This window comes from Paenibacillus sp. J22P277 (assembly GCF_059383675.1).
This window is the reverse complement of record NZ_JBXENS010000003.1, coordinates 213,576-239,490: the sequence shown is the minus strand read 5'-3', so window position 1 is coordinate 239,490 and position 25,915 is coordinate 213,576. Positions and strand designations below refer to the sequence as shown.

General features: G+C 60.8%; 21 protein-coding genes and 1 riboswitch. Of the genes, 17 read left to right on the top strand and 4 right to left on the bottom strand.

Annotated elements, in window-relative coordinates:
* Nucleotides 1-3: 3 nt before the first annotated feature.
* Nucleotides 4-77: riboswitch (cyclic di-GMP riboswitch) on the bottom strand.
* A 693-nt stretch (nt 78-770) separates the two neighbouring features.
* From allB to AC50YL_RS10055, 5 genes are all read left to right on the top strand, one after another.
* Nucleotides 771-2,192, top strand: coding sequence for an allantoinase AllB (gene allB / locus AC50YL_RS10075; protein ID WP_494831576.1), 1,422 nt, complete (start codon nt 771-773; stop codon nt 2,190-2,192).
* 10 nt (nt 2,193-2,202) lie between these two features.
* Complete coding sequence (locus AC50YL_RS10070; protein ID WP_494831574.1) at nt 2,203-3,450, top strand: M20 family metallo-hydrolase; 1,248 nt, start codon at nt 2,203-2,205, stop codon at nt 3,448-3,450.
* Nucleotides 3,447-4,673 carry a pyridoxal-phosphate-dependent aminotransferase family protein gene (locus AC50YL_RS10065; protein WP_494831572.1) on the top strand — a complete coding sequence of 409 codons (1,227 nt, stop codon included), beginning with the start codon at nt 3,447-3,449 and terminating at the stop codon, nt 4,671-4,673. The genes AC50YL_RS10070 and AC50YL_RS10065 overlap by 4 nt, the downstream gene beginning before the upstream one ends.
* 380 nt (nt 4,674-5,053) lie before the next feature.
* Nucleotides 5,054-5,260, top strand: a complete 207-nt coding sequence (locus tag AC50YL_RS10060; protein WP_494831570.1) for a cysteine-rich CWC family protein — start codon at nt 5,054-5,056, stop codon at nt 5,258-5,260.
* Nucleotides 5,261-5,580: 320 nt separating this feature from the next.
* Entirely contained in the window at nt 5,581-6,108 is a 528-nt protein-coding gene (locus AC50YL_RS10055) for a dihydrofolate reductase family protein (protein ID WP_494831568.1), read from the top strand.
* Between the two features lie 215 nt (nt 6,109-6,323).
* Here AC50YL_RS10055 and AC50YL_RS10050 read toward each other — a convergent pair whose 3' ends face one another.
* Nucleotides 6,324-6,977, bottom strand: coding sequence for a TetR/AcrR family transcriptional regulator (locus AC50YL_RS10050; RefSeq protein WP_494831567.1), 654 nt, complete (start codon nt 6,975-6,977; stop codon nt 6,324-6,326).
* Nucleotides 6,978-7,182: 205 nt separating this feature from the next.
* Between AC50YL_RS10050 and AC50YL_RS10045 the strand changes: the two genes are divergently transcribed.
* The gene (locus AC50YL_RS10045) at nt 7,183-8,061 is read left to right on the top strand and encodes an oxidoreductase (RefSeq protein ID WP_494831566.1); all 879 of its coding nucleotides are present in this window, start codon (nt 7,183-7,185) and stop codon (nt 8,059-8,061) included.
* 138 nt (nt 8,062-8,199) lie between these two features.
* Here the strand turns inward: AC50YL_RS10045 and AC50YL_RS10040 are convergent, their stop codons facing one another.
* A complete protein-coding gene (locus AC50YL_RS10040; RefSeq protein WP_494831565.1) occupies nt 8,200-9,084 on the bottom strand; it encodes a DMT family transporter in 885 nt (294 codons plus the stop codon).
* A 205-nt stretch (nt 9,085-9,289) separates the two neighbouring features.
* Entirely contained in the window at nt 9,290-11,515 is a 2,226-nt protein-coding gene (locus AC50YL_RS10035; RefSeq protein ID WP_494831563.1) for a sugar-binding protein, read from the bottom strand.
* A gap of 240 nt (nt 11,516-11,755) precedes the next feature.
* Between AC50YL_RS10035 and AC50YL_RS10030 the strand changes: the two genes are divergently transcribed.
* From AC50YL_RS10030 to msrA, 5 genes are all read left to right on the top strand, one after another.
* Complete coding sequence (locus AC50YL_RS10030; protein WP_494831562.1) at nt 11,756-12,670, top strand: sugar phosphate isomerase/epimerase; 915 nt, start codon at nt 11,756-11,758, stop codon at nt 12,668-12,670.
* Nucleotides 12,671-12,781: 111 nt separating this feature from the next.
* Nucleotides 12,782-13,669, top strand: coding sequence for a GNAT family N-acetyltransferase (locus AC50YL_RS10025; RefSeq protein ID WP_494831560.1), 888 nt, complete (start codon nt 12,782-12,784; stop codon nt 13,667-13,669).
* Nucleotides 13,666-14,352, top strand: coding sequence for an HAD family hydrolase (locus tag AC50YL_RS10020; protein WP_494831559.1), 687 nt, complete (start codon nt 13,666-13,668; stop codon nt 14,350-14,352). Before AC50YL_RS10025 ends, AC50YL_RS10020 begins: the two co-directional genes overlap by 4 nt.
* A gap of 381 nt (nt 14,353-14,733) precedes the next feature.
* Nucleotides 14,734-16,014: a histidine--tRNA ligase gene (locus AC50YL_RS10015; RefSeq protein WP_494831558.1), complete on the top strand. Its 1,281-nt coding sequence runs from the start codon at nt 14,734-14,736 to the stop codon at nt 16,012-16,014.
* A gap of 105 nt (nt 16,015-16,119) precedes the next feature.
* Entirely contained in the window at nt 16,120-17,091 is a 972-nt protein-coding gene (msrA, locus tag AC50YL_RS10010) for a peptide-methionine (S)-S-oxide reductase MsrA (RefSeq protein WP_494831556.1), read from the top strand.
* Nucleotides 17,092-17,094: 3 nt separating this feature from the next.
* On the opposite strand, the gene AC50YL_RS10005 is transcribed toward msrA, so the two are convergent.
* Nucleotides 17,095-18,015, bottom strand: coding sequence for a LysR family transcriptional regulator (locus tag AC50YL_RS10005; protein WP_494831554.1), 921 nt, complete (start codon nt 18,013-18,015; stop codon nt 17,095-17,097).
* Between the two features lie 164 nt (nt 18,016-18,179).
* On the opposite strand from AC50YL_RS10005, the gene AC50YL_RS10000 reads away from it, so the two are divergent.
* The 6 genes from AC50YL_RS10000 (at nt 18,180) to AC50YL_RS09975 (ending at nt 25,912) form a co-directional block, all read left to right on the top strand.
* On the top strand, nt 18,180-18,923 hold the full coding sequence (locus AC50YL_RS10000) for an MOSC domain-containing protein (RefSeq protein ID WP_494831552.1): 744 nt from the start codon (nt 18,180-18,182) through the stop codon (nt 18,921-18,923).
* Entirely contained in the window at nt 18,920-19,042 is a 123-nt protein-coding gene (locus AC50YL_RS09995) for a hypothetical protein (RefSeq protein ID WP_494831550.1), read from the top strand. The genes AC50YL_RS10000 and AC50YL_RS09995 overlap by 4 nt, the downstream gene beginning before the upstream one ends.
* A gap of 170 nt (nt 19,043-19,212) precedes the next feature.
* Entirely contained in the window at nt 19,213-20,661 is a 1,449-nt protein-coding gene (locus AC50YL_RS09990) for an SWIM zinc finger family protein (RefSeq protein WP_494831548.1), read from the top strand.
* A 12-nt stretch (nt 20,662-20,673) separates the two neighbouring features.
* A complete protein-coding gene (locus tag AC50YL_RS09985) occupies nt 20,674-22,488 on the top strand; it encodes a HEAT repeat domain-containing protein (RefSeq protein WP_494831546.1) in 1,815 nt (604 codons plus the stop codon).
* Entirely contained in the window at nt 22,464-23,555 is a 1,092-nt protein-coding gene (locus tag AC50YL_RS09980) for an ATP-binding protein (protein WP_494831544.1), read from the top strand. The genes AC50YL_RS09985 and AC50YL_RS09980 overlap by 25 nt, the downstream gene beginning before the upstream one ends.
* Nucleotides 23,513-25,912 carry a DUF5682 family protein gene (locus tag AC50YL_RS09975; RefSeq protein ID WP_494831542.1) on the top strand — a complete coding sequence of 800 codons (2,400 nt, stop codon included), beginning with the start codon at nt 23,513-23,515 and terminating at the stop codon, nt 25,910-25,912. Before AC50YL_RS09980 ends, AC50YL_RS09975 begins: the two co-directional genes overlap by 43 nt.
* Nucleotides 25,913-25,915 lie beyond the last annotated feature (3 nt).

Below are 25,915 nucleotides of genomic sequence, written 5' to 3'. Positions count from 1 at the left end.
TCATACGGCAGCTGGCTGGCATTTCAGCCCCTATAGCTTTGCGTCACCACTTTTCAATGGTTTTGCCTTTTATTTCTTTCGTTTGATTGGAGTCAGATAATGAGGACACGGTAGGATTCGCCGGATTATTTCCGACGTTCCGAAGCTTGACCGGTATCGTCAGCTTCCGGGGGAATTGTCTGATCCAATTGCTGCGCTTCGCTACTCCCTAAAACAGCAACTTTCCATTCGTCGAATTTCGCCGAGTCAATTCCTAATTGCTCGATTATATGTACTATATCCAATCGCACTATTATCCCCTCCATCCCGCCTTTATGTCAATCCAATAGATATCGTAGCAAGAACGCGGCGATTAATCTGTCGAACGAAGTCGTTAGATTTTACTCTGGGAACATTTTCTTTCTTTTGCGTATTTTGACGAGGTTTGCAGCCAAAAGCAGGCCGTTGGCCCGGTAAATAGCCGTCCTCCCCGCTCCCGTCATTCGGGTGTTATGGGTATTGTTTCACATGTGTGGTATGTTTTGTATCATTAAAATAACATATGTGGACCGTGACGGGTACCTATTTCAAAATAAGTTAAAGCAGGCGCTTGATTTCATGCGATTCGGTGAGTGACAATCCGTGAATTTCAGGCTATTATGTAACCAATAAGTTTATGTGTCAGGTTATATGACGCGAATGTGCAAGGAAGGCGATGGCGGTAAGAAGTTACGCCCGTTTCGGGCGGGTTACTGGATCTGACGTTGTCATGGCGAGAGGAGGAGAGCCAGATGCTAAGCAAACAATGGGATGTCGTCGTGACGGGCGGCTGCGTAGTGCTTCGGGACCGCGTCGAGGTGCTGGACATCGGGATCAAGGACGGGCGAATCGCGGAAATCGCTCCGAATCTCCCCTTGGAGGAGGCAGATCGGATCGTTTCGGCCTCGGGCAGACATGTGTTCGCGGGCGTTGTCGACGCCCACGTGCATCTCAACGAACCGGGTCTCGGCGAATGGGAAGGCTTTGCGACCGGCACGGCCGCGCTTGCGGCGGGCGGCTGCACGACGTTCGTCGACATGCCGCTGAACGGCCTGCCGCCGACGGTGAACGCGGGCGCGCTCGAACTGAAGCTGGCCGCGGCACGGCGCAGCGGCGCCCGCGTGGATTACGCGCTCTGGGGCGGGCTCGTGCCGGGCAATGCAGGCGAGCTTGCGGCGCTCTCCGAAGCCGGTGTGGTCGGCTTCAAAGCGTTCATGTCGTCGCCGGGCGACACGGGCGACGGGTGTTTCGCGAACGTGGACGACGACACGCTGTTCGAAGGCATGAAGGTCATCGCGTCGTTGAACCACATCCTGGCGCTGCACGCGGAGAGCGAGCCCGTCGTAGCGAAGCTGGCCGCCGCCAAGCAAGCCGCCGGGAAGACGGCCATGCGGGATTACTTGGCTTCCAGACCGGCGGAGGCGGAGCTGGAAGCCGTGACGCTGGCGCTGGATATGGGTCGGCGGACCGGCTGCAAGCTGCATTTCGTCCATATCAGCACGCCCGAAGCGATCGAGCTCGTCGGCGAAGCCAAGCGCGCCGGAATTGACGTAACGGCGGAGACGTGCCCGCATTACCTGGCTTTCACGGGCGAGGATGTCATCCGGATCGGCGCCGGCGCCAAGTGCTCGCCCCCGATTCGGGGCGAACGCGAGCGCGAGGCGTTATGGCGGCAATTGGCCGAAGGAGGAATCGATATCGTCGCCTCCGACCATTCGCCGTGTCCGCCGTCCATGAAGGACGTGAAGGACGGGAATTATTTCGATGTCTGGGGCGGCATTCTCGGCGGGCAAAGCACGCTTGAATTGCTCGTCGGCGAAGGCTGGCACAAACGCGGCATCCCGCTGCCGATCCTCTCTCGCGCTTTGTCGGCGGCACCTGCCGAAAGGTTCGGGTTGAGCGGCAGCAAAGGCGCGATCGCCCCCGGGCTGGACGCGGATCTCGCCATCGTCGACCTGAACGCGCCGTATATCCTGACGGCCGATCAATTGAAGTATCGCCATCCTCACAGCGCCTACGAAGGATTCGCATTCGGCTGCCGCGTGGAGAAGACGCTGTTAAGAGGAAACGTCGTCTACGATCGGCATGCCGACCAAGGCGGATTGGATACGGAGCGCCAAACGAGCGGGAGGCGCCTGCGCCCCCAAGCTTCGGCTTCGCGAATCATCGGATAGGGGGGATCGCATGGAGGCAAGCGAGGCTTACAAGACGACAACGGAGCTGTTGGAGCGGCTTTCCGCGGTCGGCGCGGATCCGGAGGGGGGCGTCACCCGGCTGCTGTACGATGCTTCTTGGCAGGAAGCCCAGCGCATGGTCGCCGGCCTGATGCGGGATGCCGGGCTCGCGGTCTCGGTCGACGAAGTCGGCAACGTCTACGGCCGATTGGCCGGGACGGACGGCGCGGCCTCTTCGGTGCTGACCGGTTCGCATATCGACACGGTGCGACGCGGCGGTCGATTCGACGGCGCGCTCGGGATCGCCGCGGCCATCGCGGCATTATCGCGGCTGAAGCGCGAGTACGGACCGCCTCGGCGGACGCTGGAGGCGGTCTCGTTCTGCGAGGAAGAGGGCAGCCGCTTCCCGCTCGCGTACTGGGGTTCGGGACATGTGACGGGCGGCAAGCGGTTCGACGGATGCCTGGACGCCGTGGATCCGAACGGCATCTCGCTGCGGGCGGCGATGCTGGAAGCGGGCTTCGATCCGGAAGCCGGCCGGCTCAGCAGGCGGTCGGATATCGGCGCGTTCGCGGAGCTTCACATCGAGCAGGGCGAGGTGCTGGAGCGCGAGCGCTGCGACATCGGGATCGTCGACGCCATCTACGGGCAGCGTCGGTATTTCGTCGATCTCGACGGTCGCGCCGGGCATGCCGGGACGACGCCGATGGCGATCCGCGCGGACGCGCTTGCCGTCGGCGCCGAGATGATCGTCTGGCTCCGACACGCCGCGGTCGCGGCGGGCGACGGGCTGGTCGCGACGGTCGGCAAGCTGGACGCGATGCCGAACGTCGCCAACGTCATCCCCGGCAAAGTCCGGTTCTCGCTCGATATCCGCCACCGGGACGAGGATGCGCTTCAAGCCTTCTGCGAGCGGACGTTCGCGGCTTTCGGCGACATCGCGGACCGGAACGACGTGAAGGCGTCGCTGACATGCTGGTTCGCCGAGCGTCCTTCGCCGATGGACGCCGGATTTCAAGCGGCGATCGCGCGGATTTGCGCCGACAAAGGGTATGCCTGCCGCGGCATCGGAAGCGGGGCGGGGCATGACGCGGGATTGTTCGCGGCCGTCTGCCGGACGGCGATGATCTTCGTGCCGAGCCGCGGCGGCATCAGCCACGCGCCGGAGGAATACACGGCGCCGGAGCAGCTCGAGCGCGGCACGGACGTCTTGACCGGGTTGCTGTACGCGCTAGCTTACGGGGAGGGATCGGTATGAAGAAATACGCGGATTTGTCGCCTTCGCCCCGCATCATCATGACGCCAGGGCCGGTCGAGGTGGACCCGCGGGTCTCGCGGGCGCTCTCGTATCCGATTCTCGGCCAATTCGACCCGGAATTCACGGCGCTCATGAACGAGACGATGGATATGCTGCGCGACCTGTTCCGGACGACCAACCGCTGGGCATATCCGGTGGACGGGACCTCCAGGTCGGGACTCGAAGCGGTGCTGACGGGACTGATCGAACCGGGAGACCGCGTGCTCGTGCCGATCTTCGGCCGGTTCGGCTACCTGCTCGCCGAGATCGCGGAGCGCTGCGGCGCCGATGTGGCGACGATCGAGAAGGCGTGGGGCACGGTCTTCGAGCCGATCGAGGTGATCGAAGCGATCGACCGGCTGCAGCCGAGCCTGGTCGCCATCGTGCACGGCGAGACGTCGACCGGACGGCTGCAGCCGCTCGCCGACATCGGCCGCGCCTGCCGCGAACGGGACATTCTGCTCGCGGTCGACGCGGTCGCCACTATCGGCGGCGTGCCCGTGGAGACGGATGCGTGGATGCTCGATGCCGTCGTCGGCGGAACGCAGAAATGCTTGTCCGTGCCTTCCGGCATGTCGCCGATTACGTACAACGACCGCGTGGAAGCGCGCCTGCTGCGCAGGAAGCGGATCGAGAAGGGGATCCGGCCGGAAGGTTATGCCGACGAAGATGCTTCCGCGTTCATCCGCAGCAATTACCTGGATCTGACGCAGCTGCAGGAGTATTGGGGGCCGCGGCGGCTTAACCATCACACCGAAGCGACGGCCATGCTCTACGGTCTGCGCGAAGGGCTGCGGCTGGCGCTGGAAGAAGGACTCGCGGAACGGTTCGCGCGCCATCGGCTTCACGAACGCGCGCTCGTCGCGGGACTGCTGGCGATGGGACTGGAGCTTTACGGGGACGAGAGCTGCAAAATGCCTGTCGTCACCTGCGTTCGCATCCCCGCGGGCGTTGACGGAGAAGCGGTCCGCAGCCGGCTGCTCGCGGATTTCGGCATCGAGATCGCAAGCTCTTTCGGCCCGCTCCAGGGGCGCATTTGGCGGATCGGCACGATGGGCTACAGCTGCCGCAAGTCCAACGTGCTGTTGACGCTGGCGGCATTGGAAGCCGTGCTTCCGCTGCACGGAGCATCCATCCGGACGGGCGCCGCGGTGCGGGCAGCTCTGGAATTGTACGGGGAGTAAAAGGTTGATCCTGAATAACCCGAAGAAATCGAAGAAATCGGAGGAGCCGAAAAATCCGGAATAGTCTATGGAGCCGATGATGACGGCAAAACGGATAAACTCAACGAGCCGGAAAAGCGGTAAAGACGGCAAAGCGGAAGAGCCGAAAAAGCCGGGGATAGCCGGACAAACCCGGAAACACCGGGGAGCTTGGCGACGTGGCATATCTATGCGTGAGTCTGGGGGTGGGCTATGTGCGAGCATAAGGCCATCCGTGGGTCTGGCGAATTCCTCTGTTCGGTCAGCATTCCGATTGCCAACGGTATGGGCTCGTCCTATAATCGAGTAAGAATCGAACCGTCAGAACGGGAATCGCGGAATGATGAGGGGAGGACCGCCCGATGCATGACCAAGCAGCGCAAACCAATTGTCCGATTTGCGGACAAACCAACGGCTGCGAAGGCAGCCATGACTGTTGGTGCGGCAAGGCTTATTTCCCGCGGGAGCTGTTCGAGCTTGTCCCGCGGGAGCTGCGCGGCAAAGTATGCATTTGCAGCGCTTGCCTGCGAAAATTCGTTGAAGCCGATACCCGCAGCTCGTCCCGCTAACGGGGAAGAGCGTTTGGCAAACCGCGCCCCTCGCGCGGTTTTTTGCCGTGCGCGGATTTCTTCATAGCGGGCGCGTACGCGAATCCGAACCGACGACGCTGAAAATGCTTAGCAATTCTCTATCATTCATTTTTTGAAACTATTGCACATTAATGTAACTACTTTTCAAATCTGCCATAGAACGCTAACCTATTGGATGTGGAAGGGATTTGGTCGCAGCGAACGTTTCGGTTGAAACCGGCAGCCGTCGTCGGCGCATTCGCACGAGGACCGGGAAGCAAACAAACCGCGCATTTTGTAACGCGCAAGGAGGAATTAAGATGGAAATGAAAACCATCCTATGGGCAACGTTAACCGCAAACGGCAATTACGCGCAGTCGGGTCCCGACAACCCGCCAAAGCAGGAGGCGCTTGAGGATTTTGCGGGGCAGGCGAGAGCGGTCGGCAATTTCATCGTCGGCCGGCGCACATTCGAAGGCATGCTTGCCAGCGGGGGAGGGGGCGCTTTCGGCGAATTGGACATCGTGGCCGTCTCGAGCGGCAATCCGGATCTTCCGGGCGTCAAGGTCGCCGCTTCGCCGAAGGAAGCGCTGCGTTACCTGCAAGAACGAGGGCACCGGACGGCCTTGCTTTCGGGCGGAGCCGAATTGCATAATGCTTTTCTCGCTCAAGGGCTTGTCGACGAACTCGTCTTCGTCATCGCTCCGACGCTGGAGGGAGAGGGACTCCGATTGTTGACGGACACCGAAAGCTATAAGCATCAAGAAGCGCGGCTGCTGGAATTCGATTCGTTGGGGAACGGCGTAATGCGGCTACGGTATGGTATCAAGGAATCAATGCAAGCGTAGAGGGATGAAACGGCCTTGCGGCACGCGGGCGCATCCGGGCATTCATGGGATCCGGGGAGTCGAGCTTGGAACGGTTGGAGTCCAGCCGTCATCACGTTAGAGCTCAACCGTTACTTGTGATTTTCATCTCGCCTAGAACGCAAAAAAAGCCGCTGCATGCGGCTTTTTTTCATACCTTGACTCTGTTTGCTGCATTGGAACCGACGATGGCCGGTTTAAGCGAGCGTGCGGTTGAATTTCTCGACGATATGGTCGATCACGGGTTCGATATTGGCGTCGTCGACGAGCGACAGCTTATCCGTCTTGAATAATTGGGTTTTTTTGAACTGATAATAATCCTGCAGCACCTGCTGAATCGTGACTTGATTGTACAGCAAATACTTCACGTTGATGATCTCCCGGAGCAGCACGTTGTCCTGCAGCAGAATGAACTTCTCGTTGATGGGATTGAAGATTCCTTTGTTCTTGCCGTCTTGGTAAAAAGCGAGCGTCTGCTGCTCGCGATTGTGCAGCGTGTGCTTCAGCTCGTCGTAAAGCTCCGGATAGGCAGCCTGCAGATCCTTGAAGAAGACGTCCGAAATTTTCCCCACGAGCGACACGGATTGCTCGAACAACTGCTGGAACCAGATGCCGTACGATTTCTCGTCGGCCTCGTCGGTCCGCTCATCCAGCCTTTCGATATAATCGATGAAGATCCGCACGACGCCTTCAATGACTTCCTGCTTGGAAGAGAAATGCTTATACATGGTGGCTCGGCTGACATCCATATGCTTGGCGATATCGTCCATCCGGAGCGATTGGAAGCCATCCTTCATGACGGAATCGATCAATTTCTTGAGTAATTTCGTCCTCGCATCATAGTTCGGCATGATTCGCTTATCCCCTTAACCATTCTCTAACCTCTATTATACATGATTCTCGCTAAAGTATACACATAAAATACACAATAGACAAAATAGATAATAATTGTTTACATCGATATCGATTCATGCTATTCTTCTATCCAAGCGTTTCGATCAGCGGAACGCGCAGGAAGCAAGACGAATCTTGTTTGCGATAAGGAGAGGAATATCGATGTCGAAAGTATGGTTCATTACCGGCAGCTCGCGCGGTTTCGGCCGCAGCCTGGCGGAGGCCGTCTTGGAGAAGGGCGATCGCTTGATCGCGACGGCGCGCAAGCCCGAGCAGCTGGCTGATCTAACGGCGCGATACGGCGACCGGGTCCGTGCCTTGGAATTGGACGTCACCGATGCCGAACAAGCTCCGGCGGCCGTCCAAGCCGCCATCGAAGCCTTCGGCCGGATCGACGTGTTGGTCAATAACGCGGGCTACGGCAATATCTCCGCGATCGAGGATACGTCCTTCGAAGACTTCCGGGCGCAGATCGAGACGAATCTATGGGGCGTCATCAATGTGACGAAGGCGGCGCTGCCTGCGCTTCGGGAGCAAGGCTACGGACATATCGTGCAGTTTTCGTCGATCGGCGGACGTTCGAGCGCGCCCGGCCTCGCGGCCTATCAATCGGCCAAATGGGCGGTGGAAGGCTTCTCGGAGGTGCTGGCCAAGGAAGCTGCCCCGCTTGGGCTCAAGGTGACCATTATCGAACCGGGCGGCTTCCGGACCGACTGGGCGGGCTCGTCGATGAGCCATGTCGAACCGAGCGATGGGTATCAAGACACGGTCGGCGCGCTGATCAAGCATGCCCGCGCTTCCAGCGGCAAGCAAAACGGCGATCCCGCGAAAGCGGCGCAAGCCATCATAACCATTGTCGATCACGAGAATCCGCCGCTTCGGCTGCTGCTCGGCAGCGATGCGGTCTCGATCGCCCGCGCCGTCGATCAAGCGAAAATGGCGGAAACGGAAAAATGGGCCTCGCTCAGCGTATCCACGGATTTCGATGCGAAGGCCGTGAACGAATATGTCCAAGATTCTTACGAGAACGGGAAATCCTAACCGATAATCCTTTATTTGCGGACGAAGTAAGAAGGCAAGCGCCTAGATGCGCGGGCGCAGTCCCATCACGCGAAAAAAGCCTCCATAGGGAGGCTTTTTTCGCTGCGTTTTGCCAAATGCGCACGCTCGATCGATCGGTCATCGCTGTCGGAATGTCCGGCGTTTTCGGAGCAGCGGGGCTGCCAGCGCCGCGAATAAGCTGCCGAACAGCAGCAGGATCCCCGCGAGCTGCAGCGTATCCGGGCGAAACCCGGTCACGGCGGTATCGAGCAGGATCGCGACCGCCGGATCGACGAAGACGAGCAGCGACACGACGGGCGATGGCAGATGCCGAATGCTGTGAAAGAATAACAAATACACGAAGCCGGTATGCACGATGCCGGTCACGACGGCGTACAGCCATTGCTCGCCCGTCAAGACGGAATAGGCGCCGAAACGGACGAAGGGCAGCAGGACCAGCATGCCGATCGCCATCTGAATCAGCGTCGTCGCGTAAACGCTCGTTTGCCGGATGCTCTTCCCGAGAATCATCGTCGCGGCATAGAAGAAGGCGGCGCCGACGGCGCACAGCATGCCGTCCCAGCCCGGGGACGAAGCGCGAAAGCCGTCCGTTCCGATAATGCCTAACGTACCGATGAAGCAGCCCGCGATGGCGGCGATCGTAAGCCCGTTTAATTTATCCCTGAACAGGAAGCTTCCCGCCAGCAGGACGAGGATCGGCGCCAGATGATAGAGCGAGATGGCGATCGTCACGGAGATGAGCTCGAACGCTTTGAACAGCAGGAGCCAGTTGAGCACGTTCGTTACGCCGCACGCCGCGATCAGCGCCGTTTCCCTGCCGGACCATCGTTCTTTCTTGTAAGCGCCCGTCAGCAGCCATGCCGCCGTCAGAAAGACGATCGCGCAGATGCAGCGGACGAACACGAGCTCGAGCGCGGGCAGCCCGGTAAGACCGGAGAAGAAGCCGACCGAGCCGAAGATCGCCATGGCGAGCAGCAGTTGGAGCAATGCGGATTTGTTCATGATGAATCTCCCAAGTCGCCTGAGTCTGCTAGAATGGCGCGACAGTTGGTATTGTATGACGAACGGAGACGGTTTGCAATGCGGGGAACGATTGGGATGCCGGAAGCAGGGGAGCGGAACCCGGCTGACGTTCTGGAATGAGCTCGAGCGGGCCCGGAAACCGAAGAAAAAGGAGGCGGATCGAGATCCGGCCTCCCAAGCGAACTTATTTCAGATAAACGCGGCTGTAGTTGATTTCGTAATATTTGCCGGAAAGCGCGGAAGCAGGAAGCGTCTTGTTCACGCTCGCGACCTGCGTATGGCCCCAACCGAAGTCGAACATGAAGTCGAAATCGATCGGCGTGCCGCCCGGCACGTTGCCCACCGTCCAATTGTAATTGCTGCCGGATTGCACCAGATGGCCGTCCATGTACATTTTGTACGAATTGTCATGGGCGTACAGCAGCTGCCACGTATGGTACTGCAGCGGGTCGAAGGAGCTCACGCCGCCGGCGGCCATGCCCGAGGACCAGCTGTTGTAGTTGATGGCGTCGGGATTGTTGACGCTGTTCGAATGCCAGTAGCGGCCGTCGAAGTTCGTGTTGCCTCCGCCGTTGTCGTAGCCGAAGCTCTCGACCAGATCGATCTCGGCGCCTTGATTCCATTGATTGCCCGCGTTCCAGAGCGCGAACCAGAACGCTTGCGGCGTGTCGTAACGGACGCGCGTTTCCCACAGAATGTCGCGGCCGAGAAGCGAGCCGCCGTTCGGGAGATTCCACTTGGCCTGGATCGAGCCGTTGCCGACGTTATGCTGGCCCGGGGAGACGGTGGTCGCGCCGCCCAGCGGGACGAGGAACGTCTTGAGCGAGTCCGACGTGAATTGGCGGACCGGATGGTTCGGATCTTCGACCGGCTGCGCGCCCGTCGGCGTGCTGCCCAGCGCAGTGGCGGCCGTCGGCGCGACGATGACCGCGCCGTAGTTGGTGCCGTTCGCGATCGTGCCGAATTGATCGTGGAATTGGAATTCGCTGACGAGATCGCTCGTGTTCTTGATCGTGCCCGTCGTGCCGAAATGCCAGTTTTTGACCAGCGTGAAGCCGGAGAACGATCCCGTCGGCGCCGGGCCGATCGCCGGGCTCGAGATGCTGCCCCCGCCGACCGTCTCCGCGCTTGGCGTGCCGACGGCGGTGCCGGACAGCGTCAGATCGCCGAAGGCGGACGTGTCCAAATAATCGTTGGCCGTTCCGTTCCACACGAGCTGGCTGTCGCGCGTGCTGCCGTTATCGTCGTCGTTATTGCCGATATCGAGTCCGATCACGGTTCCGGCCGACGGCGTTACGCCAAGACTGCTCCATGGAATGGCCAATTCGGCCGTGAAGCCGCCGGTAATCGCTGCCGTTGCATGCAGGACGCCGCTCGTATTGCCGTTCTTCTCGGTCAGCGAGCTATCGTTGTAGCCAACCTGGAACTGGCGGTCGAAGCTGTCGTAGGACGTACCCTTGTTATGGTTGGCGTCGATGTAGATATCGATGGAATCGTCGTCATAGATCAGGGAAGAGTCGTTGAATAGATTGCTGTCCAAGGCTTTCACGCCGACATACAGGTAGGTCGCGTCCCAAAGGGCGCCGAAGCTGAGCGTGTCGTTCGGCGTTCCGATCGTCGTCTTGTTCGCGAGGCTGCCGATGCTCCAGACGGATTCGCTCAAGCTTCCGTTGGTCGTGACGGCGGCCAGCGTCTTGTTGGCGGAAGCCGTGCCGGCAGGGGCGCTGCCGACCGTCGTGGCGGAGAGCGTCAGGTCGCCGAACCCGGACGTATCCGTGTAGTTGTTGGCCGTACCGCTCCAGACCTTCTGGCTGTCGCGCGTACTGCCGTTATCGTCGTCGTTGTTGGCGATATCGAGTCCGATCACCGTTCCGGCGGCCGGCGTAACGCCGAGGCTGCTCCAAGGAATCGCGAGCTCGGCGGTGAACCCGCCCGTGATGGATGCCGTCGCATGGAGGACACCGCTCGTATTGTTGTTTTTCTCGACGAGGGCGCCGTCGTTGTAGGCCACTTGGAACATGCGGTCGGCGCTGTCGTAGGAGGTGCCTTTGTTATGATTGGCGTCAATGTAGATATCGAAGGAATCGTCGTCGAAAATCACGGCGGAGTCGTTATTAAGGGCGCTGTCCAGCGCTTTGACGCCGACGTACAAATAATTGGCGTCCCACAGCGTGCCGAAGGTGACCGCGTTGTTCGGCGTTCCGATCGTCGTCGCGCCGGCGGTGCTGCCGAGCGTCCATACCGATTCGCTCAGGCTGCCGTCGACCGTCGGGCTGGACAAGGTTTTGTTCGCCGATGCGGTACCGGCCGCGTTCGTGGTCGCCGGACCGACCGAAGTGCTCGCGATAACGAGCGATGCCGCGAACGCAGCGGTTAGAAAACGCTTTCGTAAATTTCGGATCTTCATCATATTCCTCCCAGGATACGAGTTGGCGTTACCGTTCATCAATGCCGTGCAAGGACTAAGGCAAGCGTGCTTGAGGCCGCAGGTTTACGCTTCATCACCTCCGTTCGGATCGGAGCTCCGCGGCGGCCATACGATCGGCGGGCACCTCCAAATATACCCGCGGGGAAGGGGCATTGCTACGCAAAAAGATGACCGAAATGATGGTATTGTGATATTATTCCAGCGATGGGAGGGATGGGCAGGTTGGCGAACAACGATAACCGCTTCATGATCGTCCTATACGGATCGTTCGACGAAGCGAAGTACCGGAGGGATTTCCGGGCAGGCTTCTACGGCATCGAGGCATGTTTGTTTGAGCAGGAAGAAGATTCGTCGAAGCTGATCCAAGCGTCGAAGCGGGACGGGTTCCGCATCGGCATTCACTTTCCGCTGCGGGCGGGCAGATCCGAGCTTCGGGATGCGCTGTTCCTGGCCTTGGACGACGAGGTTCGCGCGCAAGCGTTCGAGCTGATCGGGCGGGAATTGGACGACCTGATCGCCGTGAAGCCCGATTATGTGCTATTTCATTACCCCAAGCCCGTCATCTTGGACGACCGGGTCGATTGGAGCGGATGGCGGTTCTCGGATCCGCGCGAGCATGAATTCGAAAGCCGGTATTCGTTCGAGGCGCTGAAGACGAGAAGCGAGACGCTGTTCGACTGGTTATCCGCGGCCGGCGAAGCGTACCGATTCACGCCCGTTCTGGAGTTCGACGTGCTGAATCGCTATGTCTACGAGACGGATTTCCTCGAGCGGCTCTTGGACAAGCATCCCCGAATCCGGCTTTGTGTCGATACGGGCAGGCTGCACGCGCAGGACCGTCTGGATCCGCATTTCGATGCGCGTTCGGTCATTCGCAGATTCGCCCGCTACGCGGAGATCATTCATTTGAAGAACGCGCAGATCACGGATCGGCTGACGAACAGCAACCATCCGGTATTGCCGCATCTGAGCACGGCGGACGGCTGGGCTCCGATCGAGGATTACCTGCGAATTATTGGGCGGGAGAACGACGAGGCCAAAATCATGTTCGAGCATCGCTCGGATTGGATAAGCGACGACGAGCTGGAGCGCTGTTACCGGTGGGTCGACGAATGCTTGAACGCATCCGATGCATAACTGATATTAGGCGTTGCAACGTTATCTTGCAGGGAACCCGAGTTCCTATCGCAAAATCTTACACGAAATCATACATGAAGTCATAATTGGAATCGGGGAGGGAGAAGGTTTATGCACGACGCTTCGGCTTTCTCGCTGCAGCCCGCCGATCAGAGCGTCTACGCGAAGTACTTTGCTACGTATCGCAAGAACGTCTGGTTTCGGCCTAGCTGGGGGAACGTGCAGGACATGATGCTGCAGGCAACCGATTGCTACTGGGTGATGCGGGATCAACGGCGCGTGGCCGGGATATCGCTGGCGGAAAATGCATTGGGCTCCTGCTTCGTCGTACCTCCGCACTCGTTTTCGGCAGAGCTGGTGCGTTTTCTGACCGATCATTGTTTGCGGATGGCCGACAATCCGGGGCGGATTGAAGCCCACAACGTATTGCCCGAACAGTTGAGCGCCTACGAAAGCGCGGGATTCGGCATGCGGAGCGCGAGGAAATGCATGATCAGGCCGACGGAAAGTCTTGCGCTTCCGGATTTGTCGGGTTTCGTTCGGGTCCATCCCGACGAGCGGGAGCACTTGAGGGCAATCGTCGAGCTCAAGAAGGCGGCCTATCGCGGCGGACTCGACGAGGATGCCGCGGAAGCCTATCTGAAAGACGTCTTCTATTACTTTGAGCATCAGCGGCGGGCGGAACTGAACCATGCCTCGTCGATCGTCTTTCATGAAGCGACAAACGAGCTCGCAGGCTATTGCCTGGTTTCTTTATGGGAGGACTTGCCCCTGATATACGACGTCGCCGTTCATCCCGACTTTCGAAGTCATGGCCTGGGGCGGAACATGCTGTGCCGGGCGATCGGCGCACTTGAACCGTTTTTTCCCGTCATTCGATTATTCGTGACGGCCGGCAATAAAGCCGCGGAGCTATACGCTGGCCTAGGCTTTCTGTCCGGCGATGAGTATGCTCACCTCGTCTATGAGAACGCATGCGAAACGGAGCGATCGACATGACCATCGAAGCCGTCTTTTTCGATCTGTTCGAAACGCTGGTGACCGAATTCGCGGACGGGCGCAGACTTTCGAACCGAAATTACGATTACGCCAAGCTGCTGGGGCTGCCGAACGAAGCGTTCAAGGCCGAATGGGGAAAACGCCAAGCGCGGCGGATGAACGGCGAGTTCGCGGCCTTCGAGGACGTGATCCGGGACATCGTCGCGTGCAGAGGGCTGCCGGTTAACGAAGCGGCGATTCGCGAGTTGAAGCAAGCGCGGCTGGAGGAGAAACGGCTCCCCTTTCGCCATATCCGACCGGAGATCGTCGAGCTTCTGGCGTTCCTCCGCGGCAGGCGGATCAAGCTCGGGCTGATCAGCAATTGCACGGAGGAAGAAGTGGCCGATTGGCGGAAATCGGAATTGTCCGCGTACTTCGATGATTGCTTATTCTCCTATGAGGCGAAGTGCAGCAAGCCGGATGCCGCGATTTATCGGCTTGCCTGCGATCGTCTCGGGGCGAGGCCGGAGGCGTGCGCGTTCGTCGGCGACGGCGGCTCCGGCGAGCTTGAAGGCGCCTCCCGGTTAGGGATGCGCGTATACCATGCGTATTGGTTCAACGCTTATCTCCAGAGCGAATTCGCGAAATGGGCTTCGCCCCGCGAGTTGATGCGCGAATTCATGCGGGAAGCCGGGCCGGAGTAGCTGCATATCGAGTTCTGCGCGCCAGGCGTCATCCTCGGCGAATGATTGTTTCCGGAACCGCATTACGAGAATGCCGCCGGTCTCAAACGCGGGAAGAATGGATAAACTGATTGTCGGACAGGCATCCCGCTGGACGCACTTGCATCCGGCGCCGCAATCCGCTATAATTTCGCTAATCCGCAAGCCGTGAAGGAGTATCGAACATGCTCATGTCCATGCTCGCCGCATATCGCCTCCATCGTCACAAGCAGCGTTAGCACGCCCGTCAACGACAGGGCGGGCTAGCGCATCTCGCGTTGGCCTCCCTGCGGCATACGCACGCGCAGGACCACGAGGTCCTGCGCGTTTTTTTATCTGTCACAGCGGGAAGGGATGATAGCCATGCAAAACGTCAAGGGAACCAACGATTATTTCGGTCAAGAGCAGGCGGTGCGCAAGCAGGTTCGGACCGTGCTGCAAAATGCGTTCGAACGGTACGATTTCGAGGAGATGGACTCGGCGATCCTGAACGAGCTCGAGCTCCTCGCCTCCAAGTATGCCGGAGGCGACGAGATCCTCAAGGAAATGTACCGCTTGACGGACCAGGGCAAGCGGAGCCTCGGACTGCGGTACGACCTGACGATCCCGTTCGCCAAGGTCGTGGCGCAGAATCCGGGAATCGAACTGCCGTTCAAACGGTACGAGATCGGGAAGGTGTTTCGGGACGGCCCCGTCAAGCGCGGGCGATTGCGCGAATTTCTGCAATGCGACGCCGACGTGGTCGGAGTCGCCGGCCCCGAGGCGGAGGCGGAGCTGATGCAGCTGGCCGCGGAAGCGTTCCGAAGACTGGACATTCCGATCGCGCTCAAATGGAACAACCGGCGGTTTCTCGGGGAGGTGCTGGGAGCCGTCGGCATCCTGCCGGACTTCAAGAACTCCGTCATGCTGACGCTCGATAAAGCGGCGAAGATCGGAAGCGCCGAGATCAGACAGGAACTGCTCGGCAAAGGCTTGGACGAGGAGACGGCGAGCGAGCTCATGGCGCTCATCGAGCTGGACGAGCCGACGTTCGAGCAGGTGGCCGGCAAGTACGAGCTGCTGGGGCAGCCCGGCGCGCTCGAAGTCATCGCGCTTCAGGACCTGATCCGGAAGCTCGGACTGGATGGCATTTGCCGATTCGATCCGTTCCTCTCGCGCGGCTTGTCGTTCTATACCGGAACGGTCTACGAGATCTTCGACGCGTCCGGCGCCTTCGGGTCCAGCTTGGGCGGAGGCGGCCGGTACGATGCCATCATCGGGGAGCTGGTCGGCGAGGCGGACATCCGGTATCCCACGGTCGGTCTCTCGTTCGGGACGGAATCCATCATGGAGATGCTGCGCGGCCGCAGCCTGGCTCCGGCGATGCCGTCCGCCATGGTCATTCCGATCGGCGACAGCATGCCGGATGCGCTCAAAGCCGCAGCCGCATTGCGGAATCGCGGCATCCGCACGCGGGTGGAGGTCACGGGCCGCAAGCTCCGCAAATCGCTGGCGAGCGCCTCGTCCAAAGGGATTCGCTTCGTTGTCCTGATCGGGGAAACCGAAGCGGCGGCGGAAAAATTGCGCGTCAAGGACATGATCGAGATGACGGAATTTCTCGTCGACATCGAGGAAGCGATCGAATTGATCCAACGCGCTCCGTAGACGCGCACAATAGGCACGACGGACGTAAGCCTTAGAGGTACAATTAGAATGGAAATCGAATTCTTCGCAAGCGGGATTCCGCTCGCATAAAAAGGAGCAATCGCAATGGATATCGAACAGGCGGACACGCGGCTCGCGACATTCGCGGGCGGCTGCTTCTGGTGCATGGTGAAACCGTTCGACGAGCTCCCGGGCATCGTATCGATCGTATCCGGCTATACCGGCGGGCATACGGACGATCCGACCTACAAGGAAGTCGGCACGGAGACGACGGGGCATTACGAGGCGGTGCAGATCGCGTTTCAACCGGAGATCTTCCCGTACGCGCGGCTGCTCGACATTTACTGGCAGCTCATTGATCCGACGGACGACGGCGGGCAATTTCAGGACCGCGGACATTCGTACCGGACGGCGATCTTCGCGCATGACGAAGAGCAGCGCGAGCAGGCCGAGGCCTCCAAGCAGGCGCTGCGCAAGAGCGGCCGCTTCAAACGGCCGATCGTCACGGAAATTCTGACGGCCGGGAAGTTCTATCCGGCGGAAGACGAGCACCAGGACTACTACAAGACCCATCGAAGAAACTACAATTTGTACCACGAGGGGTCGGGGCGCGATGCCTTTGCGCAGCAGCATTGGAAAGGCAAGAAAGACAACGATCAATTAAAGAAGCAGCTGACGGATCTCCAGTTCCGGGTCACCCAGAACGGCGAGGACGAACTGCCCTTCGAGAATGCGTATTGGGATAGCGACCGCGACGGCCTGTACGTCGATGCCGTGAACGGCGACGCGTTGTTCGCCTCGGCGGAGAAATTCGCTTCGGGCGACGGCTGGCCGGGCTTCTCCAAGCCGTTGGAGGAAGGCTTCATTCGCAAGGAAGCGGACTTCGGCGGCGGCACGGTGCGCACGATATTGCGAGCGAGGCTGTCGAACGCCTATCTGGGCGTTCTGCTGCACGACGGTCCCGGACCGGACAAGCTGCATTACCGCATCAACTCCGCGGCCCTGCGGTTCGTTCCTTCCGAGGCGCTGGAGCGGGAAGGCTACGGCCGGTACGCGGCGCTATTCGAGACAGAGTAGCGCTTAAGCGCCGGAGCCATTCGCGAACAGGCCCTCCCGGATATTGTGATCTTCCACGAATTGCCCGAGCAGATCGATGAACGCCTTGACCGAGCGGCTTAGAAACTTGTCCCGGTTGTAGATGATCACGACTTGCCGGTGCAGGACGGGATCGACGATCGGAATCGCCCGGACATGGCCGTCGTTGTACAGCTGAATGAGCGATTTCGATAAAATGCTGACGCCGGCTCCGGATTTCACCAAGTTGATGATCGATTCGATCGTATTCGTCTCGATGATCGGATTCAAGGCGAAGCCGGTCATTTTGCAGGTCGCCTCGATCAGCTGCCGGCATTTGTGGTCCTGGGGAAACCAGATGACGGGCAGCTGCTGCACGTCGGCGAACGGGATGGACGTCTCCTCCGCGAGCGGATGGTCGCGGGACACCGTCAAATAAAATTGTTCGTCGTAGAGCGGAATCGCCGAGAGCCGTTCTTCGTCCACCGGAAGAAGCGTGACGGCCGCGTCCAGCTCGTTATGGATCACCTTCTCGGCGACGTCCTCTGCGGCGACGATCTTGATCCGGATCTTCGGAAAATGCCTGTTGTATTCCACCAGCTGCGAGGCGACCAGGTGATTGAGCTCGCCCGGCAGCGATCCGATGGACAAGGAGCCCCGTTCCCCGTCGTGCAGCTCCTCGATCTGATCCTTCGCGCTGCGAAGCGCGCCGAAGATCACGGCCGCATGCGACTTCAGGACGGAGCCCGCTTCGGTCAAGGCGATCCGCTTGCCGATTCGGTCGAACAAGGGCGTTCCGATCTCGTCCTCCAGCGACTTGATCTGATGGCTGAGCGTCGGCTGCGAGATGCCGAGCTTGTCCGCCGCGCGCGTAAAGTGAAGCTCGCCGCATATCGCGTGAAAATATTCCAGCTGTCTAAGCTCCATAAGCGATAACCTCCGGTCATTCTGTATGCCAATGATTATAGACGAATTGATTTGAAATATCTATTTTATGAGGCCTAAGGAATCGCCATCTGGGACGGCAGCGCTTGCATTGCAAGGCAAAGAAAGAAAATCGTAGATCCTATACCGGTCTGGAGGAATATATCATGCAAGCAACCCTAGGACATATCAGCGAAATCAACCGCTTTCCGGTCAAGTCGTTCGGCGGAGAAACGTTGGCGCAATGCGATCTCGAACCGTACGGCATGCTGGGCGACCGGATCGGCGCCTTCTACGACGAGACCAAGGAAGGCTGGAGCAAGTTCGTGACCGCCCGGAAAATCCCGGACATGCTGTCCTATCAAGCCCGCTATGACAATGGGGAGATTCGCGTTACGGCAGCCGACGGGCGCAGCTTCGGGTGGGATGACAGGCTGCTCGGCGATATTCAACGGCTTACTTCGACCTCCATCGCGATGTCGCGCTTGAAAGACCCGCATCCGGAGCATCCGCAGCTGATGTCGGTCGACGAAGGGAGCCTGTTGTTCGTCACCGACGCCTCGATGCGCAGGCTTTCGGAGCTGTGGGGCAAAGACGTGGATCAGCGCCGGTTTCGCGGCAACTTCGTCGTCACGCTCGCCGACGGCGCGCCGGGCGAAGAAGAGTGGCTCGGACGAACGCTCGCGATCGGCGACGTGCGGCTGCGGGTGGACAGCCTTTGCGAACGATGCGTCATGATTACGATGGATCCCGATACCCTCGCGAAGGATCCGTCCCTGCTCAAGCAGGTGAACCAAGCCTTCGACAATAATTTCGGCGCGTACGCTTCCGTGGTCCGAACCGGCCGAATCCGGCTTGGCGATCAGGTGGTATTGGCGCCAGAGGGGGAAAGGGAGGCTGGCGGAGAATGAACATCGAACGGGCGATAGCCGTAGCGCTGGAAGCCCGTGCTCGAGCGTTTGGAGAAGGGCTAGCGATGGCGGCATCCATCCGTAACCGCGGCTTCTATTCGCTTCGTTTATCCACTTAATCTAGCCATATCATCTGTCAAGCAGTCGTTCTACCCGGGGCAATCCGCGGGGGAGGACGGCTTTTTTGCGTTCGGGAGCGGGGGCGCAGATGGATTTTACGTGAAGGACAGGAAAAAAGCGGCATCGCGTGGAAGTAAGGAAGCATCCCTTAATTCATGCGAGGTAGACGATGACATCCATAACCGAAGCTTATGTCGACAGCTTGGCGCCGAACGCGGGCGCGATGAAGAATGGCCGGGATCTGGTCAAGAAGAACAGTTTCCGGCTGCTGAACGTAACCGAAGACGGGAGTCTCCTGTTCGGCGAATGCAAGGGCAGCGGCAAAGACCCTTATCGCTGTTCGGTTGATTACGCGCAGGCGGATAATCCGGTGTTCCGCTGCACTTGCCCAAGCCGGCAGTTTCCGTGCAAGCATACGCTAGGACTCCTGTACGCGCGGGCGCTTGGCAAGCAATTCGAGACGGCCGTACTGCCGCAGGACATCGCGGACAAGCGGGAGAAAGCGGAGAAGCGCGAAGAGAAGAAGAAAGAAACCGCTTCGGCGGAAACGGAAGGCGACGGCGAAAAGCCGAAGCGCAAGGTCAACAAATCGGCGCTGACCAAGAAAATCCGGACGCAGCTGGACGGTCTGGGCATCTTGGAGAAGCTGGTCCTGCAGCTCGCGCAGACCGGTCTCGGCGGCATGGACAAGAAGACCGTCCAGCTCATCGAGGAGCAGGCCAAGGAGCTCGGCAATTACTTCCTTCCCGGCGCGCAGGCGGAACTGAGGGAGCTGGCGCTGGCGCTGAGATCGGAGGAGGAGCGGGAAGCGGTATATTCCGGCGCGATGGAACGATTGATCGCCTTGCATGCGCTCGCGAAGAAAGGCAGGAGCTATCTGGAGCGGCGCGCGGCGCAGCCGGAGCTGCCGATGGATGCCGAATCGACGCTCGAGGAGCTGCTCGGCCATGCCTGGCAGCTCGCGGAGCTCAGGGAGCTCGGCCGCGTACGGAACGGGACGGAGCTGCTGCAGCTCTCGTTTCTGTCTTACGCGGACCATGCCCGCGGCGAATTCGTGGACGCGGGCTGGTGGGCCGATTTGCAGGACGGGACGATTCGCGTCACCCGCAACCTGCGTCCGTTTCGCGCGGCCAAGTCGATGCGGGAGGACGACACCGTGCACGCCGTCGTGAAGACCGACGAGCTGTTCGTCTACCCCGGCGAAACGAATGCGCGGATCAGATGGGAGAAGGGCCAGTTCCGGGACGCGGAGACGCAGGATTATTCGCGGTTGAAGGCACTTGCGACCGATTCTTTCCCGGAAGCCATCAAACGGGTCAAGAACGAGATCAAGCATCCGTTGGCGGACAAAAACCCCGTGCTGCTTGTCGCGTTCCGTTCGATAGAGCGTCTGGAGGACGCCTACGTTCTGTGCGACGGGCAGGGCAAGCAGCTCCCGGTCGCGGACATTCCGGCCGCGGGAAGGCCGACGACGCCGCTGCTCCCATTGCTTCGGCCGGGGGATTTGCGGCATCAAGCCGCGCTGGTCATGTTTCGGCATGACATCGACGGCAACCGCTTGGCGGTTCATATCATGAGCATCGTTACGGACAGCCGAATCATTCGGCTGCTGTATTAGAGGAGAGACGACATGAGCATAGCGTTATTGTTCGACCTGCAGCAGGAAACGCGCCGTTTGTTCATTGCCGGCAGCCCCATGGCGCAGGGGGACCTGCGGCTGACGAAGCTGCTGCCGCAGCTGCGGCAGCTCGGGGAAGCCGCGCCGGTATTCGGTCGGCTCGCGGACGCCGTCGACGGGCTGCTGACCTCCGCCCGCGAAGATAGCGCGGAGAAGCTGCTGGAGCTCGGCACGCTGCTGAGCGCCGTGCTGCATACGCAAGGGAAGACGGAGACGGCCGGCGATTCGCGGCCGGTGGAGGGCATGGACATCGCATTGTCGACGGACGTCGCGTACCGCAAGCTGCATCCGCTGCTGGAGGCGTTGACGACCAAAGGTCAAGGCAGGCTGGAGCAGCTGAGGTCGTCTTACGAGGACCGCAGCTTCCTCGACCTGCGCGCCCTGCCGGCCGTCTGCTCGGCGCTGGACGACAGCTATGCGGATATCCCGGATTTCGTTCAGCGGAAGCTGGTGCCCGCCTTCGGCAAGGACGCGATCCCCGTGCTGAGAAGCCAGTTGAACCTGCAGGGCGGAAAAGGCGATGCCCGGCGGCTTCAGCTCCTCCATGCGGCGGAAGGCGAAGCCGCGTTGGGGCTCGTCATGGAAGCGGCGACCGCCGGCGCGGCCGAATTGAAGGTCGCGGCCGTCGGGCTGCTGGGCGGGTATCCGGAGCAGGAGCCGCTGCTGCTCGAGCTGAGCCGCGACAAGCGAAAGGAAGTCCGCGCGGCGGCCTTGTTCGCGCTGGCGGAGCTCGGAACCGACCGGGCGCTCGACCGCTTATACGAAGCCGTTACGTCGAAGGACCGCGAGTTGGCCGTAGAACCCGTGCGCGCGAGCGGTTCCGGGAAGCTGCTGGAGCGCGTGGTCGCGAAAGCGGACGCCGAGCTAACGCGTTATCTCGCGGGCGACGGCGAAGCGCGCACCGCCGCGCTGCTGCAGCTCCTGACCGACCTGCGCTGCTTGGCGGGCTCCGCGAATTTGGCGGCGGAATCGGTATTCGCCTTCCTGCGGCGGCTGTTCGCGGATGCGGCGTTCATGGTGCCCGCGACCGAATCCGCGCAGGAAGCGGCCGCCGAGCTGCTGCTCGAATTGGACGCGTCCGAAGCCGGCCGTTATGCGATCGAGCTTCAGCATGCGCATAAGGGCATGTTCGCCGGGCATAGCTTCCGCGCCGCAATTAAGTTGTTCAAGCCTGCCGACGTATACGACCGGTATGCAGGCGAGCTGGGCGGAAGGTCCTTGTCCGCGAAGCAGCTGCTTCGCGGCATCCGGCATGTCGTCGACGATCAATTGCGCGCTTCGGAAGTCCATGCGGGCCAGGTCGTCCCGGAGCAAGCGTGGGATCCAAGGTGGGCGCATGCGTTCGCGAAGCAGGACTTGGCGGAATTGGTCTGCGCGTTCACCCATCGCGCCGATCGCGACATCGCGGCTTACCTGGCGTCCAAGCTCAAGGGCGGCGCCGTGCGCATTAACGACCGCACGACGCAGGAGATCGTATCGACGATGTTCCGCATCCGTTATCCGCAGGCGCCGGAGCTCCTGATGAGCGTGCTCGAAGGCGAGAACGTCCGGGGCTATTATTATTTGAACCCGCGCATGAAGCCGCTGATCGCTTCAATGCCGAAATCGTACGCGCCTAGGCTTCGCGCCTTCGCAGCGAAAGTGGCTTACGCTTCCGCGAGAGACGAATTAACCGACATCGCGGACGCGCTCGAAGCCAAGCCGGAAGAAACCAACGAGGAGAGTGGAACGGGATTATGGGGATGGATCAAAAACAAACTGTCTTAAGGTTGTCGGCGGAGAAGCTGTACGCGCATGAGCTCGACGCGCTTCGGGCCGTCGACAAGGACGCCAAGCCGGCGGGCTGGCAGCTGTCGCCGAAATCCGTGCTGACGTTCATCACGGGCGGCAAAGCCGGCGATACCGTCATTACGCCCAAGTATATCGGCAACAAACGGCTGGTCGAGATGGCGATCGCCACGCTGCTGACCGACCGGGCGCTGCTCTTGATCGGCGAGCCGGGAACGGCCAAGTCCTGGCTGTCCGAGAATTTGACCGCGGCTATTCACGGCGACTCGTCGAAGGTCGTCCAAGGCACGGCGGGCACGAGCGAGGAGCATGTGCGGTACTCGTGGAACTACGCGCTGCTGCTCGCGCAGGGCCCGTCGGATCAGGCGCTGATCCGCAGCCCGATCTTTCGCGCGATGGAGAGCGGAGGCATCGCCCGCTTCGAGGAAATCTCCCGCTGCGCGTCGGAGGTGCAGGATGCGCTCATCTCCGTCCTGTCGGAGAAGACGATCTCCATCCCCGAGCTGGGCCGGGAGCTGTCGGCGGAACGCGGCTTCTCCATCATCGCGACCGCGAACACGCGCGACCGGGGCGTCAACGAGATGTCCGCCGCCTTGAAACGGCGGTTCAACATCATCGTGCTTCCCGCGCCGTCCAGCATCGAGACGGAGATCGACATCGTGCGCAGGCGCGTCGGCGAGATCTCCGCGAGCTACCAGCTGCGCGCCTCGCTTCCGGACGACGAGGCGATCCGCAAGGTCGTCACCATCTTCCGGGAGCTCCGCAGCGGACTCACCCTCGACGGGAAAGAGAAAGTCAAAGGGCCGAGCGGCGTGATTTCGACCGCGGAAGCGATCTCGCTGCTGACCGGCAGCATGGCGCTCGCCGGCAGCTTCGGCGACGGGCATATCGGCGACGAGGACGTCGCGGCGGGCTTGCAGGGCGCGATCGTGAAGGACGACGAGAAGGACAAGCTCGTTTGGAAGGAATATTTGGAAAACGTCATGAAAAAACGGGGGTCCTCATGGCGGAGTCTGTACAGCGCCTGCGCGGAGATGAATGGGTGACCGGCGCAGCGGAGCCGCATTATTTCGGCATTCGGCATCTGTCTCCGGCGGGATCGCATCATCTGCTCGCCCTGCTCGAGGACGTTCAGCCGACGGCGGTGCTGATCGAAGGACCTAGCGACGCCGACGGCTTGGCGATGCAGTTCGCGTCGCGCGGCGTCGTGCCGCCGGTCGCCATGCTGGCGTATACGGAGCAACTGCCCGTGCGCACGCTCCTGTACCCGTTCGCCGATTATTCGCCGGAATACCAGGCGCTGCTGTGGGCGTATCGCAACGGCCGTGCCGTCCGGTTGATCGACCTGCCGACGGACGCGGCTTTGGCGCTGGGCGGACTCAGACGCGCGCCGGCCGCGCCGACGGCCGGAGAGACCGGGGCCGAGGAAGAAGGGGCGCCGGCGGCATCGTCCGACTCCGACTCCGAACCCGGCTTCGGCGCGCTCCGGCATGACTTGTATGCGCGCGTTGCCGAGCTTTCGGGCGAGCCGGATTACGAGGCGTATTGGGAGCGGCATTTCGAGCATCAGCTGCAGCCGGGTGCCTACAGGAGCGCCATCGCGCATTATTCCGCCGAGATGCGGGCGTTGACGGAGGCCGACGAACATCGGCTCGTTCCGCATGAATCGGCCTACAACGAGATTCGCGAGTCGTATATGCGGCGCTTAATCCGCGAAACCGTCGAATCGGGGCATCGTCCCGAGAACATCGTCGTCGTCAGCGGCGCCCATCATACGTCGGCGCTGACGCTGCGGCTGCCCGCGATGACGAACGAGGAGCTGGCCAATCTGCCCCGCGTCCGGACGAAAATGACCTTGATGCCGTACTCCTACTATAAATTGTCCTCGCATTCCGGATACGGCGCGGGCAACGAAGCGCCGGCGTATTTCGAGCTGCTATGGCAGTGCATGCGGCATGGGGACTTGAGCAGGCTTCCGGCGCTGTATCTGTCCAAGGTCGCATCGATCCTGCGCGAGCAAGGAACGTGGCGCTCGACGGCGTCGGTGATCGAAGGCGTGCGGCTGGCGGAAGCGCTGGCGTCGCTTCACGGCGGCGGGCATCCGACGTGGAAGGATCTGCGGGATGCGGCGACGGTGTTGTTCGGCTACGGGGAATTCGCCGTCGTCGCGGAGGCGCTTGCCCGAACGGATATCGGGACAGTCATCGGCAGCCTGCCCGAAGGCGTAAGCCAAACTCCCGTGCAGGACGACTTGAACCGCGAGTTGAAACGGCTCAAGCTGGAGAAATACAAGACGCTCGTCGCGGCGGACGTGGAATTGGACCTGCGGGAAAACCGCCGGGTGCAGTCGGAGGAAGCGGCCTTCATCGATTTGAACCGTTCCGTATTCCTTCATCGCCTGGCCGTGCTCGGCATTCGATTCGCCAGTAAGCGGCAGGTGCGGCAGGCGGACGCCACCTGGGCGGAGCATTGGGTGCTGCAGTGGTCGCCGGAGGCCGAGATCGAAACCGTGGAATCGACGCTGAAGGGCGAAACCGTCGAGCTGGCCGCCGCCTACGCGATTCATGAAGAGCTGCTGGCCTGCACCGACATCGCGGCGGCAGCGCGGCTTATTCGCCAAGCCTGTCAATGCGGGCTGCCTCAAATCATGGGGCAGGCGACGGGCGCGCTGCAGCGGCTTGCCGTCGATGCCGGCGATTTCGCGCAAATCGCCGCGACGGTCCGCGAGCTGTCGGTGCTGCTGCAATACGGCTCGATCCGCCGGATCGATACGCAGTCGCTCCTGCCGATCATGCAGCAGCTGTTCCTGCGGGGCGCGCTGATGCTGAACGAGGCGGCGGGCTGCAACGACGACGCGGCCGCCGAACTGGTCGCGGGCATCCATGCCATGCATGCGGTCGCGCAGGAGCACTATCAGGCGGTCGACGACCGGTTGTGGCTGGCCAGGCTGAAGGAGCTCGCCGCCCGGGACGACCGCAACGCCAAGCTGTCGGGTTACGCGTTCTCCATCGTGCTGGAACGGGGCGAAGCGGGAGAAGACGAATGCGCGCAGGAGGTCTCGCGGCGGCTGTCGCCGGGCATTCCGGCCGATCTCGGCGCGGGCTGGTTCGAAGGCCTGTCCATGCGCAACCGGTACGCGCTGCTGTCGCGCGATTATTTGTGGCGGCAGCTTGACGCGTACATCCAATCGTTGGACGCGGAACCGTTCAAGCGCTCGCTCGTGTTTTTGCGAAGGGCGTTCGGCACGTTCGAGCCGAGGGAAAAAGCCGCGATAGCGGAAATGATGGGCGATCTATGGGGCGCCGGCGCCGAAGAGACCGGCGAGGTCCTGCAGCGCCCGCTGAACGAGGAAGAGAAGGAGCGGCTCGATGAACTTAACGACTTTGATTTCGGGGATCTGTAGCTT

Bases quoted from the DNA above. Each gene is read 5' to 3' on its own strand.
- allB (WP_494831576.1), top strand. From the start codon at position 771: ATGCTAAGCAAACAATGGGATGTCGTCGTGACGGGCGGCTGCGTAGTG.
- AC50YL_RS10070 (WP_494831574.1), top strand. From the start codon at position 2,203: ATGGAGGCAAGCGAGGCTTACAAGACGACAACGGAGCTGTTGGAGCGG.
- AC50YL_RS10065 (WP_494831572.1), top strand. From the start codon at position 3,447: ATGAAGAAATACGCGGATTTGTCGCCTTCGCCCCGCATCATCATGACG.
- AC50YL_RS10060 (WP_494831570.1), top strand. From the start codon at position 5,054: ATGCATGACCAAGCAGCGCAAACCAATTGTCCGATTTGCGGACAAACC.
- AC50YL_RS10055 (WP_494831568.1), top strand. From the start codon at position 5,581: ATGGAAATGAAAACCATCCTATGGGCAACGTTAACCGCAAACGGCAAT.
- AC50YL_RS10050 (WP_494831567.1), bottom strand. From the start codon at position 6,977: ATGCCGAACTATGATGCGAGGACGAAATTACTCAAGAAATTGATCGAT.
- AC50YL_RS10045 (WP_494831566.1), top strand. From the start codon at position 7,183: ATGTCGAAAGTATGGTTCATTACCGGCAGCTCGCGCGGTTTCGGCCGC.
- AC50YL_RS10040 (WP_494831565.1), bottom strand. From the start codon at position 9,084: ATGAACAAATCCGCATTGCTCCAACTGCTGCTCGCCATGGCGATCTTC.
- AC50YL_RS10035 (WP_494831563.1), bottom strand. From the start codon at position 11,515: ATGATGAAGATCCGAAATTTACGAAAGCGTTTTCTAACCGCTGCGTTC.
- AC50YL_RS10025 (WP_494831560.1), top strand. From the start codon at position 12,782: ATGCACGACGCTTCGGCTTTCTCGCTGCAGCCCGCCGATCAGAGCGTC.
- AC50YL_RS10020 (WP_494831559.1), top strand. From the start codon at position 13,666: ATGACCATCGAAGCCGTCTTTTTCGATCTGTTCGAAACGCTGGTGACC.
- AC50YL_RS10015 (WP_494831558.1), top strand. From the start codon at position 14,734: ATGCAAAACGTCAAGGGAACCAACGATTATTTCGGTCAAGAGCAGGCG.
- msrA (WP_494831556.1), top strand. From the start codon at position 16,120: ATGGATATCGAACAGGCGGACACGCGGCTCGCGACATTCGCGGGCGGC.
- AC50YL_RS10005 (WP_494831554.1), bottom strand. From the start codon at position 18,015: ATGGAGCTTAGACAGCTGGAATATTTTCACGCGATATGCGGCGAGCTT.
- AC50YL_RS10000 (WP_494831552.1), top strand. From the start codon at position 18,180: ATGCAAGCAACCCTAGGACATATCAGCGAAATCAACCGCTTTCCGGTC.
- AC50YL_RS09995 (WP_494831550.1), top strand. From the start codon at position 18,920: ATGAACATCGAACGGGCGATAGCCGTAGCGCTGGAAGCCCGTGCTCGA.
- AC50YL_RS09990 (WP_494831548.1), top strand. From the start codon at position 19,213: ATGACATCCATAACCGAAGCTTATGTCGACAGCTTGGCGCCGAACGCG.
- AC50YL_RS09985 (WP_494831546.1), top strand. From the start codon at position 20,674: ATGAGCATAGCGTTATTGTTCGACCTGCAGCAGGAAACGCGCCGTTTG.
- AC50YL_RS09980 (WP_494831544.1), top strand. From the start codon at position 22,464: ATGGATCAAAAACAAACTGTCTTAAGGTTGTCGGCGGAGAAGCTGTAC.
- AC50YL_RS09975 (WP_494831542.1), top strand. From the start codon at position 23,513: ATGGCGGAGTCTGTACAGCGCCTGCGCGGAGATGAATGGGTGACCGGC.